This is a genomic window from Aeromicrobium duanguangcaii, assembly GCF_024508295.1.
GTDB lineage: Bacteria > Actinomycetota > Actinomycetes > Propionibacteriales > Nocardioidaceae > Aeromicrobium > Aeromicrobium duanguangcaii.
On the sequence record NZ_CP101990.1, the window covers coordinates 2161693 to 2175207 of the forward strand.

The window sequence follows — 13515 nt, forward strand, 5'->3', positions numbered from 1 at the left end:
GTTAGGGGGCGGTGACGGCACCCATGCGTGCGGCCACCAAGGAGCGAATCGGTAGGATCGAGCAGATGCCCAACTCCTCCGCGGCCGCGGTCGACCGCCCGGCGGTCGCCACGTCATGACCCCCTCCCCGACCCTCGCGGCCGCGCTCGCACTGAGCTCGGCGCTCGGCTTCGCCTTCTCGACGTCGTTCCAGCACCTCGCCGCCGGCCGCGTCCACCTCACGGTGACGCACCCCTTGATGGTGCTGCTGCAGCTGCTGCGCAGCCCCCGGTGGCTCGTGGGCAGCACGATCGGCCTGGTGGCCTGGTTCCTGCACGCGGTCGCCCTGAACCTCGGCACGCTGTCGCTCGTCCAGCCCATCATCCTGCTCGGGGTCGTCCTCGCGGTCGTGGTCCGGTCGTCGCTGGAGCGCCGCCTGCCGAAGGTCAACGAGCTCGCGGGCGTCCTCGTCACCGTCCTGTCGCTGATCGCGGTCGTCTCGGTCGCGGACACCAGCCATCAGGGAAGCGACGCTCCGACCGTCGCGATGCTGTCCGTCGCCGGCGTGGGCGTCGTGATCGCCCTCCTCGTCACCCGGCTGGCCAACCAGCTGCCGCGTCGCGGGATGGCTGCCTTCGTCCTGGGCATGACGGCCGGGATGCTCTTCGGCATCACCGCCTGCCTGATGAAGGTCGTCGGCACCGCGGTGAGCGACCATGGCGTCCCCGGCTTCCTCCTGACCTGGTCGCCGTGGGTCCTGCTGCCGTGCGCCTTCCTGGCGATGTCGCTGAACCAGCGCGCCTACCAGCTCTCGCGCCTCTCGCACTCGATGCCGGTCCTCAACGTGACGTCGGTGCTGCTGTCGATCCTGCTGGGCGCCCTGCTGTTCGACGAGTCGCTGCCCACGACGCCGGGCGCTCTGCTGGTCCAGGCGATCGGCCTCGTCGGCATCGCCTGGGGGCTGTACCGCATCGCGGACGCCGGCAGTCGCACCCACGTCGTCGCAGACTGACGGCCTGCCGCCCGCTCAGGGACGGCGAGCAGTGACGAACCGGGGGCGGTCGGCGAGGTCGCGGTGGTCGCGAACCTCGGCCCAGCGGTCCGTGAAGACGGCGGGCGCGCTCTCGCCCTGGGCGTCGGCGTGCTCGGCCCCGACGACACCGCCGGAGCGCAGCAGCCGCCAGGCGACCTGCTCGACGATCCGCATGGCGTCCAACCCGTCGTCACCGGACCACAGCGCGAGCTGGGGATCGTGGTCGCGGGCCTCGGGGGCCACGGACTCCCACGCGTCCAGCGGGATGTACGGCGGGTTCACGACGACGACGTCGACCGTCCCGTCGAGCTCGGGGAAGGCGTCGGCCATGTCCCCGCGACGCAGGTCGACGCCCGTTCCGTCGAGGTTGCGCAGGGCCCACGCGAACGCGCCCTCGTCGAGCTCGACGGCGTGGACGCGCGCCTGCGGCATCTCATGGACCATCGAGAGCGAGATCGCTCCGGACCCGGCGCACAGCTCGACGACGACCGGCGGGCGGCCCTCCCCCGCCACGGCACGTGCCGCGTCGATCGCCCAGCCGGCGAGCAGCTCGGTCTCGGGCCGCGGCACGAACACACCCGGCCCGACCTCGACGTCGACGTAGCGGAACGCGGCCGTCCCGGTGATGTGCTGCAGCGGGACCCGCCGGGCGCGCGCGTCGATCATCTCCAGGTAGGTCCGGCGCTGGACGTCGTCCACGCGGGCCGTGAGGGTGAGCAGCGCGCGCGGCACGCCGGTGACGTGGCTGAGCAGGACCTCGGCATCGTGGCGCGGCGATCCGACGCCACCCTCCTCGAGCCGTGCCGCCGCCTCCTCCAGCAACCGCCGGGTGCTCATCAGCGGTCCTCCAGCGCGGCCAGGCGCTCGGCCAGGTCAGCCTCGACGAGCGAGCCGATCACGTCGTCGAGCGCTCCGTCGATCACCTGGTCGAGGTTGTAGGACTTGAATCCCGTGCGATGGTCCGAGATCCGGTTCTCGGGGAAGTTGTACGTGCGCACGCGCTCGGAGCGATCCACCGTGCGGACCTGGGAGCGGCGCGCGTCGGAGGCCTCGGCGTCGGCCGCGGCCTGGGCCGCGTCGAGCATCCGCGACCGCAGGATGCGCATCGCCTGCTCCTTGTTCTGCAGCTGCGACTTCTCGTTCTGGCAGCTGACGACGATCCCGGTGGGCAGGTGCGTGATCCGCACCGCCGAGTCGGTCGTGTTGACGCTCTGGCCACCGGGGCCGGACGACCGGAACACGTCGATCCGCAGGTCGTTGTCGTTGATCTGGACGTCGACGTCCTCGGCCTCCGGCAGCACCAGCACCCCGGCGGCGGACGTGTGGATCCGGCCCTGCGACTCGGTCACGGGAACGCGCTGGACGCGGTGGACGCCGCCCTCGAACTTGAGCAGGGCGTAGGGCGCCTGGCCGGGCTCGGGCGTGCCCTTGGCCTTGACCGCCGCGGTGACCGACTTGTAGCCGCCCAGCGCTGTCTCGGTCGCGTCGAGCACCTCGACCTTCCAGCCGCGGCGCTCGGCGAACCGCGAGTACATGCGCAGCAGGTCGGCGGCGAACAGGGCGGACTCGTCGCCGCCCTCGCCGCCCTTGATCTCGAGGATGACGTCCTTGCCGTCGGCGGGGTCGCGCGGCACCAGCATGCGCTCGAGGCGCTCGGCCAGCTCGGGCACGCGGCGCTCGAGATCGGCCGCCTCGTCGTCCATGTGGAGCTCCTGGGCGGCCACGAGGTCCTCGCGGGCGTGCTGCCAGTCGCGGTAGGCGCGGATGATCGCGGTCAGCTCGGCGTACCGCCGGCCCAGGTCGCGGGCGCGACGGGGATCGGAGTGGACGGCCGGATCGGCCATCTGCCCCTCCAGCTCCGCATGCTCATCGATCAGCGACTCGACGGCTTCGAACATGACCTCAACTCCTGCGCTCGGGTGTCCGGACACGACAACGGCGCCGGCCGCTCTGCAAGGGAGCGACCGGCGCCGGAGAAGTCCTACTTCTTGCCGTAGCGCTTCTCGAACCGGGCCACGCGGCCACCGGTGTCGAGAATCTTCTGCTTGCCCGTGTAGAACGGGTGGCAGGCCGAGCAGACATCGGCGCGGAGGGAACCCTCGGTGGCCGTGCTGCGGGTCGTGAACGAGTTGCCACAGGTGCAGGTCACCTGGGTCTCGACGTACGCGGGGTGGATGTCCTTCTTCATGATGTCCTCTCGTGAGGTCGCCGGGTCGGACGCGGGCGCGAACCGTGAACCGGAACCAAGGATCGATTGTGCCAGTCTCTAGTTCCATAACCCAAATCGGGCCCCATCTGTTCCCGACTCCCCTCCTGACCCGTGAGCGCCTACTATGACGCCATGGCCGACAGGAGCGGGAAACTCAAGACCATCGCCATCAGTCTGGTGATGTTCGTCGTGCTGGGTGGTGCGGCGGCCTACATCTCGGTCGAGTACGGCACCAACCGGGCCGCCACCGTGCTCGCGGCCGTCGGGCTCGTGGCCGCGCTGGTCTGGGTGATCCTGACCGTCGTCGGCATCGTCGTGGCGACGAGCGCCCGACGGACCTTCTCCGAGGACGACTCGACCCTGCGCAACGAGCAGCGCCCCGTCCCGCGGCGCTCGCCCATCATCTCGACCGATGACGAGTCCAAGCGCGTCGGACGCCGGCGCAAGAACCCCGACGCCTGACCGGAGTCAGCTCGGCAGCAGGGCCTCGATGTCGGCCGCGATGTCCTTGGGGCTGGTCGTCGAGCCGTAGCGCTTGACCACGTTGCCCTGCGGGTCGACGAGGAACTTCGTGAAGTTCCACTTGATGGCGCCGCCGAGGATGCCCTTCTTCTCGCTCTTGAGCCAGCGGAACAGCGGGTGCGCGCCGTCACCGTTGACGTCGACCTTCGCGAACATCGGGAACTGGACACCGAACGTGGACTCGCAGAACGTGGCGATCTCGTCCTCGGCGCCGGGCTCCTGGTGGCCGAACTGGTCGCACGGGAAGCCCAGGACCACGAAGCCGCGGTCGGCATAGGTGTCGTAGAGCTCCTGCAACGGCCCGTACTGGGGCGTGAAGCCGCACTGGGAGGCCGTGTTGACGACCAGGGCGACCTTGCCCCGGTAGTCGGCCAGCTGCCGGTCGATGCCGTCGATGGTCGTGGCGCTGAAGTCCCAGGCGGTGGTCATGTCGCGAGAATAGCCCGCGCTCCCCCACGCCCCACGCGACCGGCCCGGCTCCCTTGCGGGGACCGGGCCGGTCGATGGAGTCGCTGAGAGCTCAGTCGTCGCCGTTGCTGGCGCCGCCGGGCATCGTCTTGTTGATCTCCATGAGGAACTCGACGTTGTTCTGCGTCTTCTTGAGCTTGCCCAGGATGAGCTCGAGGCCCTGCTGGCCGTCCAGGCCCGAGAGCAGGCGACGCAGCTTCCACACGATGGCCAGCTCGTCGCGGGCCATCAGCAGCTCCTCGCGGCGCGTGCTGGAGGCGTCGACGTCGATCGCCGGGAAGATGCGCTTGTCCGCGAACTCGCGACGCAGACGCAGCTCCCAGTTACCGGTGCCCTTGAACTCCTCGAAGATGACCTCGTCCATGCGCGAGCCGGTCTCGATGAGCGCGGTGGCCAGGATGGTCAGCGAGCCGCCGTCCTCGATGTTGCGCGCCGCGCCGAAGAACTTCTTCGGCGGGTACAGCGCCGAGGAGTCGACGCCACCGGACATGATCCGGCCGGACGCCGGGGCGGCGAGGTTGTAGGCGCGACCCAGACGCGTGATGCCGTCCAGCAGCACGACGACGTCGTGGCCCAGCTCGACCAGGCGCTTCGCCCGCTCGATCGCCAACTCCGCCACGGTGGTGTGGTCGGACGCCGGGCGGTCGAAGGTCGAGGCGATGACCTCGCCCTTGACGGTGCGCTGGAAGTCGGTGACCTCCTCGGGACGCTCGTCCACCAGGACGATCATCAGGTGGCACTCGGGGTTGTTCTCGGTGATCGCGTTGGCGATCTGCTGCATGACCATCGTCTTGCCGGCCTTGGGCGGCGAGACGATGAGGCCGCGCTGGCCCTTGCCGATCGGCGAGACGAGGTCGATGACCCGACCGGTCAGGCCGCCGGCCTGGCCCTCGAGGCGCAGACGCTCCGAGGGGTACAGCGGCGTCAGCTTCGAGAAGTCGACGCGGCGCTTCGCCTCGTCGGCGTCCGACCCGTTGACGGTCTCGACCTTGACCATCGGGTTGAACTTCTCCTTGCGCTCACCCTCACGGGGCTGACGCACCTGACCGGTGATCGCGTCGCCGCGACGCAGGCCCAGCTTGCGCACGAGCGACATCGACACGTAGACGTCGTTCTCGCTCGGCAGGTAGCCGGTGGTGCGCACGAACGCGTAGTTGTCGTGGATGTCCAAGATGCCGGCCGCGGGGACGAGCACGTCGTCCTCGGTGAAGGTCGGCTCGACCTCGAGGCCGCGGGTACCGGTGGCGCCGCGGTTGCGTCCGCGGCGGTTGCGACGGCGACCGCCGTCCTCGCCCTGGCCGCCCTGGTTGCGGTCCTGGTGGCGGTCGCGATCCTGGTGGCGGTCGCGATCCTGCGTGCGCTCACGGTCCTGCGTGCGCTCACGATCCTGCGTGCGCTCACGATCCTGCGTGCGCTCACGATCCTGCGTGCGCTCGCGGTCCTGGTTCCGGTTCTGGTTGCCCTGGTTCCGGTTCTGCTGTCGACCCTCGCGGTCGCCGGCGTCGCGGTCGCGACGGTCGTTGTCACGACGGTCGCCCTGGCTCTTGTCGCCGTCACGACGGTCGTCGTTGTCACGACGGTCGCTCTGGCCCTTGTCGCTCTCACGACGGTCGCCCTGGGCCTTCTCGCCCTGGGTCTTGTCGCTCTGCGTCTTCTCAGCCTGGGCCTTGTCGCCCTGGGCCTTGTCGCCCTGGGTCTTGTCGCCGCGCTCGGCCTGACGCTCGGGGCGGTCCGCCTTCTCGGCGGTCGCGGGCTGCTCGGCGCGATCGCTCTCGCGCGGCTCGCTCTTCTCGATCTGGGGCTGGTCGGCCTGGTCGGCCTTGGGGGCCTTCTGGGCGCGCGTCGCCCGGCGGCGGGCCGGCTTGGTCTCGGCGGCGGGGACGTCGACGAGGGCGTCCTGGGTGGCGCGGGGCGCCTCGGCGGGCTTGGACTCGCCACGCGCGGTCTTGATGGCATCGATCAGCTGGCCCTTGCGCATCTTGGCAGCGCCTTCGATGCCCAGGCCTGCGGCGATCTCCTGGAGCTCGGCGATCACCTTTCCGCCAAGCGCACCCCCGGACTTGCGGGGGGCCTTCGCGGGGGCCTTGTCGGCGCCATCCGCGGGAGTGGGATCGACCGTGGTTGATTCCGTCACACGTTGTCCTTTATCGGGAGGCCACGTCTCCTGGTTCCGGCGCCTGTCGGTTGGACCGACGTCGCGTTCAGGATCGCCCGTATCCGACGGGCTTGAAAGTGGCAGGGTGCCGGGGAGAGAAACTCGACTCCGACCTCTCAACACTAGCACGGCTCAAGGCACGAGGGCAGCACCCTGAGATGACACGCGAAGTTCGCGTTCCACCCATCCGTCAGGGGTCCGATCGCCCACCCCATGGGCGAACGCCAGCACCGTCGGACCGGCTCCGGAGACCACGGCCGGGACACCCTCGACCCGCAGTTGCCGCAGCAGCTTGTAGGACTCGGGCATGGCCTCGGCCCGGTAGGTCTGGTGGAGGCGGTCCTCCGTCGCGGAGATGAGCCGCTCGGGGGCGCCGGTCAGCGCGGCGACGAGCAGGGCGGCACGGCCGGCGTTGAACGAGGCGTCACCGTGCGGCACCTGGGCCGGCAACAGACCGCGCGCCACGGACGTGGCCACCGCCTCGGGCGGGACGAACACGGTGACGTCGGCGTCGACGTCGAGCCGCAGGGTCTCGGGCGCGGCGCCGTCGACCCACGAGATCGTGAATCCGCCGAACAGTGCCGGCGCGACGTTGTCGGGATGACCCTCGAGGTCGGTCGCGAGACCGAACAGGGTGCGGTCGTCGACGCGGTCCTCTCCCCCATCCACGAGCGCCCGCGCCAGCACGACACCGGCGACGATCGCGGCCGCCGACGAGCCCAGTCCGCGGCCGTGCGGGATCGTGTTGCGACAGGTCAGGTGCAGCCCGGACGGGTGCTCGGCCAGCAGGTCGAAGGCGGCCGCCATGGCCCGGTACAGCAGATGGGTCTCGTCGCGGGGCACCTCATCGGCGCCCTCGCCCTCGATGTCGAACGTCAGACCGGATTCGGTGACCTCGGCGGTGACCTCGTCGTACCAGGTCAGCGCCATGCCCAAGGAGTCGAAGCCGGGCCCGAGGTTCGCACTCGTGGCCGGCACCCGGACGGTGACCGGCCCGTCGACGAACGTCATGCGAGTCCGGCCGCTTCGGCGGCCGCGTGCACGTCGGCGTCCACCACCGTGTCGACGACCGAGCCGATCTGCGAGAGCGGCGTGTCGATGTCCTTGAGCCCGTGCCCCGTCACCGTGATCGTGATCGTGAGGCCGGTCGGCACCTCGCCGGCGGCCACGGCGGCGAGCAGCCCGGCGACGCCGGCCGCGGAGGCGGGCTCGACGAAGATGCCCTCGTGGCGGCCGAGGTCGCGCTGGGCCTGCAGGATCTGCTCGTCGGTGACCGCGTCGATCCGGCCGCCGGACTCGTCGCGGGCGTTCTCGGCGAGCGTCCACGACGCGGGGTTGCCGATCCGGATCGCCGTGGCGATGGTCTCGGGGTCGGGGACGACCTCACCGCGCACGAGCGGCGCGGCGCCGGCCGCCTGGAAGCCCCACATCTGCGGACGCGAGGAGGCATCGCCGGACTCGTGGTACTCGACGAAGCCCTTCCAGTACGCGCTGATGTTGCCGGCGTTGCCCACCGGCAGCACGTGCAGGTCGGGGGCGCGACCCAGGACGTCGACGATCTCGAACGCCGCGGTCTTCTGACCCTCGAGTCGCATCGGGTTCACCGAATTGACGAGCGCGACCGGGTACTCCTTGGCCAGGCCCCGCGACATGTTCAGGCAGTCGTCGAAGTTGCCGCGGACCTGGATGATGTCGCCACCGTGCATGACCGCCTGCGCCATCTTGCCGGCGGCGATCTTGCCCTGGGGCACGAGCACGATGGGCGTCAGCCCTGCGCGGGCGGCGTAGGCCGTCATCGACGCGGAGGTGTTGCCGGTCGACGCACAGACGACGGCCTTGGCGCCCTCGGCCACGGCCGCGGAGATCGCCGTGGTCATGCCACGGTCCTTGAAGGAGCCGGTCGGGTTGTCACCCTCGACCTTGACGAACACGTCGCCGCGGACGATGCCGGACAGCCACGCCGAGTGGATCAGCGGGGTGCCGCCCTCCCCCAGCGACACGACGGTCGCTCCCTGGTCGAGCGGGATGCGGTCCCGGTACTCCTGGATCACTCCACGCCACGGGCTGGCCATCACGACACTCCTTCGACTCGCATGACCGACGAGACCCCGCGGACCATCTCCAGGTCGCGGATCTGCCCCACAGTCGCCGCAAGCGCGGCGTCGTCGGCTTCGTGGGTGACGACGACGAGCTGGGCGTCGTCGCCGCGGCCCTCCTGGCGGACCGTCCTGATCGACACGTCGTGGACCGCGAACGCCTGGGCGACCGCGGACAGCACGCCCGGCCGGTCGTCGACGTCGATCGACACGTAGTAACGCGTGCGGGCCCGGCCGATGTCGAGGACCTCGACCTGCGCGTGCGCGGTCTCGCCGGGGCCGTAGACGCCCTCCACGCGGTGCCGCGCGACCGTGACGACGTCGCCGAGGACGGCACTGGCCGTCGGCGCGCCACCGGCGCCCGGTCCGTAGAACATGAGCTGGCCGGCGGCCTCGCTCTCGACGAAGACGGCGTTGTAGGCGCCACGCACGCTGGCCAGCGGGTGGGTCTTGGGGATCATCGCCGGGTGGACGCGCGCCGAGACGGCCGTGCCCTCGGCGTTGATCTCGCAGATGGCCAGCAGCTTGACGACGCAGTCCATCTCCTCCGCGGAGCTGACGTCGGCCGCGGTGACCTCGGTGATGCCCTCGCGGTGGACGTCGGCGATCGTCACGCGGGTGTGGAAGGCCAGGCCCGCGAGGATGGCCGCCTTGGCGGCGGCGTCGAAGCCCTCGACGTCGGCCGTCGGGTCGGCCTCGGCGAACCCGAGACGCTGCGCCTCGTCAAGTGCCTCGTCGAAGCTGGCGCCCGTGGAGGTCATGGCGTCGAGGATGAAGTTCGTGGTGCCGTTCACGATGCCCAGGACGCGCTCGACCCGGTCGCCGGCGAGGGACTCGCGCAGCGGGCGGACGATCGGGATCGCCCCGGCGACGGCGGCCTCGTAGTAGAGGTCGCGCTCGGCCTTGAGGGCGGCCTCGTAGAGCCTGTCCCCGTCCTCGGCCAGCAGCGCCTTGTTCGCGGTGACGACGGACGCACCGCTCTCGAGCGCCGCGAGGATCAGCTCACGGGCCGGCTCGATGCCGCCGATGACCTCGATCACGACGTCGAGGTCGCCTCGGGTCACGAGGCCCATGGCGTCGGTCGTGAACAGGTCGGCGGGCAGATCCAGGTCGCGGGTGCGGTCGATCCGGCGGACGGCGATGCCGACCAGCTCGACCGGAGCGCCGACACGTCGGCCGAGCTCCTCGGCGTCGCGCACCAGGAATCGGGCGACCTCGGTGCCGACGACACCGCAGCCGAGCATCGCGATGCGGATCGGGCGGGCTCCGTCGGGAGCCTCGAACGGGGGCATGGTCACCGGGTCAGCCTATCGGCGGGGTGGCGTCGCTCGCGGTCGCGTCCAGTACACGGCGGCTCGGGCGGTGGCAGAATCGATTTCAGAGTTGGGGGGTGGGTCACATGGTGGGTGTTCTCGAGTTCCTCGGCGACCAGCCCCTGATCCTGCTCGGACTGCTGATCGCACTGGGATCGGCGGCCGGACGCCTGGGGGTCGGCGGCGTCTCGCTGGGACCCGTGGCCGTCCTCTTCGTCGCCATCGCCCTCACGGCCCTGGGCACCACGTACGACGTGACGCTGGAGGTCCCCGAGCTGCTGGGCAGCATGGGCCTGGCCCTGTTCGCGTTCGCCACCGGCATCCTGGCCGGGCCCAGCTTCTTCACGACCCTGAGATCGGCGTGGCAGGTGGTCCTGGCCGTCGCGGGGATCCTCATCCTCGCGGCCGGCGCCGGAGCGGTCGTGGGCCGGGCGCTGGGACTGAACTCGGAGGCGATCGCCGGCGCCTTCGCGGGCGCCGTCAACAACACCCCGGCCCTGGCCGCCGCAGGCGGCACCCCGCAGGCGACGGTCGGATACGCGACGGCCTACCTCTACGGCGTGGTCGCGATGTTGTTCGTCACCGGGTTGGCGGTGAGCCGCGGTGAGCGCGATCGCGACACCCCCGCCGAGATCACGGACCTGACGGTGCGGGTCGAGGGCGACAGCAGCGTCTCGGTCGCCGACCTGCGTCACCGCCACGGCGACCGCCTGACGTTCTCCCGGGTCGCCCACGGCGCCCACACTCCTCCCGAACCGGTGCTCGAGGACACCCGCGTCGGCCCGGGCGATCTCGTGACGGTGGTCGGACCACGAGAGGAGGTCGAGGCATGCTGCCGAGAGCTCGGGCACGCCTCCTCGCACGACCTGACCCGGGACCGGTCCTCCCTGGACTTCCGCCGGATCACGATCTCCGACCCTCGCCTGGCCGGACGCCGGGTCGGTGACCTGGACCGCGACCTCGGGCGCCGCTTCGACGCGGGGATCACCCGGGTCCGGCGCGGGGACGTCGACTTCGTGGCCACGCCGGACCTGATGCTGCAGCTGGGCGACCGGGTGCGCGTCGTCGCTCCGCCGGAGACCATCGGCGAGGTCAGCCGCGAGCTCGGCGACTCGTCGCGCGGCCTGACCGACGTCAACCCGGTGGCCCTCGGAGCAGGCTTCGCCCTCGGGCTGGGACTGGGACAGGTCGCCGTCCCGGTGCCCGGGTTCGGATCGGTGATGGTGGGCGCCGCGGCGGGCACCCTGCTGGTGGGACTCGTGATGGGCCGGCTCGGCCGGGTGGGCCGCGTCGCCACCACGCTGCCGCACACGGCCGCCTCGGTCATGGTCGAGCTCGGCCTGCTGGTGTTCCTGGCGTACGCGGGCACCCGCGCCGGATCGCAGATCATCACCGCGTTCACGGACGGCGAGGTCCTGAACCTGCTCGTGACCGGTGCCGTCGTGACGACCACGGTCGGCATCGGCATCTACACGGTCATGCGGTGGGGCTTCAAGGTCGGCCGCATCCGGCTCGCGGGCATCGTCGCGGGCAGCCACACCCAGCCGGCGCTGCTGGCGTTCGCCAACGCGCGCACCGGCCACGACCCGCGGGTCGCTCTCGGGTACGCGCTGGTCTATCCGGCGGCCATGGTCGTCAAGATCATCCTCGCGCAGCTGTTGGTCGTGCTGTAGCCGCCGTCACCGGACGAAGTTCGCCCCGAGGTTGATCGCGGTGACGAGGATGACCGTGCCGAACAGGTACGAGAGCAATCCGTGACGCAGGGTGAGCGACCGCAGTCGGCTGCTCTGCAGGTTGGTGTCGGCGATCTGGTAGGTCATCCCCACGGTGAAGGCCATGTAGGCGAAGTCGCCGTAGCGCGGCGGGTCCTCGGTGTTGAAGTCGACCCCGCCCGCCGGCCCGCTGTAGTAGGCGCCGGCGTAGCGCAGCGTGTAGAGCGTGTGGATCATGATCCACGAGCACGCCACACTGCCCACCGCCAGCAGCGCACGGACCCGCTCGGCCGCGTGGGTGTCGGCCTGGGTCACGAGCATGTAGCCGACGGCGCCGAAGCTGGCGACCGTCGCCAGCACCATCGCGGCCTCCGTGAAGTGTCGCGACGGGTCGGTCTCCAGCGCGTGCGCCCGCGTGCCGGTCGCGTCCAGGCGCCGGGTCGTCAGGTAGATGTGCAGGACGTACGCGGCACAGGCCGTTCCCCAGCCGATGACGGGGGCGACCGGTCCGGCCGCGAGCACCGCCGCCAGGATCCCGGCCGGGACCCCGGTGACGACCATCAACAGCAGATGGCTGGCTCCCCGGTTCACTCTCGCAGCGTAGGCCGGTTCCGGCGGCCCCGCCGCGCGCTCACTCGACGTCGAGCGCGAGCAGGTCGTCCTCGGTCTCGCGACGCAGGATCAACCGCGCCTCGCCGTCTCGGACCGCCACCACGGCCGCGCGCGGCACGTGGTTGTAGTTGTTGGCCAGCGAGCGGCAGTAGGCGCCCGTCCCCGGGACGGCCAGCAGGTCGCCGGCGGCCACGTCCGACGGCAGGAACTCGGACTTGACGACGATGTCGCCGGACTCGCAGTGCTTGCCCACGACGCGCGCCAGCACGGGGCGGGCGTGCGACTCGCGGGAGGCGAGCGTGCACGAGTAGTCGGCGCCGTAGAGCGCGGGGCGGAGGTTGTCGCTCATCCCGCCGTCGACCGAGACGTAGAGTCGCGAGCCGCCGTTGTCGAGGCCGACCGCCTTGGTGGTGCCGACCTCGTAGAGGGTGAACGTGGACGGGCCGGCGATGGCACGGCCGGGCTCGATCGACAGCTGCGGCACGTCCATGCCGAGCGCGGCGCACTCGTCGGTGACGATCTTGACGATCTCGCTGCCCAGGTCCTCGGGGGCCCGGGGATCGTCCTGGGTCGTGTAGGCGATGCCGAAGCCGCCGCCGAGGTCGAGCTCGGGCGCCGTGACACCGAGCTCGCGGGCGATCTGCGCATGCAGACGCAGGACCCGGCGGGCGGCCACCTCGAAGCCGTCGGTGACGAAGATCTGCGAGCCGATGTGCGAGTGGAGCCCGAGGAAGTCCAGGCCGTCGGTGGCCAGCACGCGCTGCACGGCGTCGAGCGCTGCGCCATCGGAGATCGAGAAGCCGAACTTCTGGTCCTCGTGCGAGGTCGAGATGTACTCGTGGGTGTGCGCCTCGACGCCGGCGGTGACACGCACCATGACCGGCGCCCGGACACCCAGCTCGGCGGTGAGGGCGTCGAGTCGCTCGATCTCCTCGAAGGAGTCGATGACGATGCGGCCGACGCCGACCTCGAGGCACCGGCGCAGCTCGGCGACGGACTTGTTGTTGCCATGGTGGCCGATGCGCTCGGTCGGGAAGCCCGCACGCAGCGCGACGGCCAGCTCGCCACCGGTGCACACGTCGAGGTTGAGGCCCTCCTCGGCGATCCAGCGGGCCGTGGCGACGCAGAGGAAGGCCTTGCCGGCGTAGTAGACGTCGGCGGTCGGGAACGCGTCGCGGAAGGCGCGGGCCCGGGACCGGAAGTCGTCCTCGTCGACGACGTAGAGCGGCGTGCCGAACTCCTGCGCCAGCTCGGGCGCGGACTCGCCGGCGACCGTCAGGACGCCGTCGACCTTGCTGACGTTGGCCGCCCACAGCTGCGGGACGAGCTGGTTGGCGTCGTCCGGCTCACGGAGCCACTCCGGGCCCCTGCTGCCGGCCTGTCCGTGCAGGGCGCCTGCCTCGTGGGAGCGCATCG

Annotated in this window: 13 protein-coding genes; 3 read left to right on the forward strand and 10 right to left on the reverse strand. The window is 71.1% G+C overall.

What is annotated here, in order from left to right; genetic code table 11:
• Positions 1-115 precede the first annotated feature (115 nt).
• Positions 116-991, forward strand: a complete 876-nt coding sequence (locus tag NP095_RS10670; RefSeq protein WP_232418936.1) for a DMT family transporter — start codon at positions 116-118, stop codon at positions 989-991.
• Positions 992-1006: 15 nt separating this feature from the next.
• On the opposite strand, the gene prmC is transcribed toward NP095_RS10670, so the two are convergent.
• From prmC to rpmE, 3 genes are all read right to left on the reverse strand, one after another.
• Complete coding sequence (gene prmC / locus NP095_RS10675) at positions 1007-1849, reverse strand: peptide chain release factor N(5)-glutamine methyltransferase (protein ID WP_232418934.1); 843 nt, start codon at positions 1847-1849, stop codon at positions 1007-1009.
• Complete coding sequence (prfA, locus tag NP095_RS10680; RefSeq protein ID WP_232418932.1) at positions 1849-2910, reverse strand: peptide chain release factor 1; 1062 nt, start codon at positions 2908-2910, stop codon at positions 1849-1851. Before prfA ends, prmC begins: the two co-directional genes overlap by 1 nt.
• 83 nt (positions 2911-2993) lie before the next feature.
• A complete protein-coding gene (gene rpmE, locus NP095_RS10685) occupies positions 2994-3200 on the reverse strand; it encodes a 50S ribosomal protein L31 (protein ID WP_078700513.1) in 207 nt (68 codons plus the stop codon).
• Between the two features lie 153 nt (positions 3201-3353).
• Between rpmE and NP095_RS10690 the strand changes: the two genes are divergently transcribed.
• Entirely contained in the window at positions 3354-3683 is a 330-nt protein-coding gene (locus NP095_RS10690) for a hypothetical protein (RefSeq protein WP_232418931.1), read from the forward strand.
• Between the two features lie 6 nt (positions 3684-3689).
• On the opposite strand, the gene NP095_RS10695 is transcribed toward NP095_RS10690, so the two are convergent.
• The 5 genes from NP095_RS10695 to NP095_RS10715 form a co-directional block, all read right to left on the reverse strand.
• A complete protein-coding gene (locus NP095_RS10695) occupies positions 3690-4172 on the reverse strand; it encodes a glutathione peroxidase (protein ID WP_232418930.1) in 483 nt (160 codons plus the stop codon).
• Between the two features lie 91 nt (positions 4173-4263).
• The gene (gene rho, locus NP095_RS10700; protein ID WP_404801095.1) at positions 4264-6345 is read right to left on the reverse strand and encodes a transcription termination factor Rho; all 2082 of its coding nucleotides are present in this window, start codon (positions 6343-6345) and stop codon (positions 4264-4266) included.
• Positions 6346-6498: 153 nt separating this feature from the next.
• A complete protein-coding gene (thrB, locus tag NP095_RS10705; protein WP_232418927.1) occupies positions 6499-7377 on the reverse strand; it encodes a homoserine kinase in 879 nt (292 codons plus the stop codon).
• Complete coding sequence (gene thrC / locus NP095_RS10710; protein ID WP_232418925.1) at positions 7374-8438, reverse strand: threonine synthase; 1065 nt, start codon at positions 8436-8438, stop codon at positions 7374-7376. Before thrC ends, thrB begins: the two co-directional genes overlap by 4 nt.
• Complete coding sequence (locus NP095_RS10715; protein ID WP_232419091.1) at positions 8438-9754, reverse strand: homoserine dehydrogenase; 1317 nt, start codon at positions 9752-9754, stop codon at positions 8438-8440. Before NP095_RS10715 ends, thrC begins: the two co-directional genes overlap by 1 nt.
• A gap of 107 nt (positions 9755-9861) precedes the next feature.
• Between NP095_RS10715 and NP095_RS10720 the strand changes: the two genes are divergently transcribed.
• Complete coding sequence (locus NP095_RS10720) at positions 9862-11448, forward strand: aspartate:alanine exchanger family transporter (protein WP_232419090.1); 1587 nt, start codon at positions 9862-9864, stop codon at positions 11446-11448.
• A gap of 6 nt (positions 11449-11454) precedes the next feature.
• Here NP095_RS10720 and NP095_RS10725 read toward each other — a convergent pair whose 3' ends face one another.
• Both NP095_RS10725 and lysA read right to left on the reverse strand, forming a co-directional pair.
• Complete coding sequence (locus NP095_RS10725) at positions 11455-12078, reverse strand: DUF1345 domain-containing protein (protein WP_232418924.1); 624 nt, start codon at positions 12076-12078, stop codon at positions 11455-11457.
• A gap of 40 nt (positions 12079-12118) precedes the next feature.
• Positions 12119-13513: a diaminopimelate decarboxylase gene (lysA, locus tag NP095_RS10730; RefSeq protein WP_232418922.1), complete on the reverse strand. Its 1395-nt coding sequence runs from the start codon at positions 13511-13513 to the stop codon at positions 12119-12121.
• Positions 13514-13515: the final 2 nt, after the last annotated feature.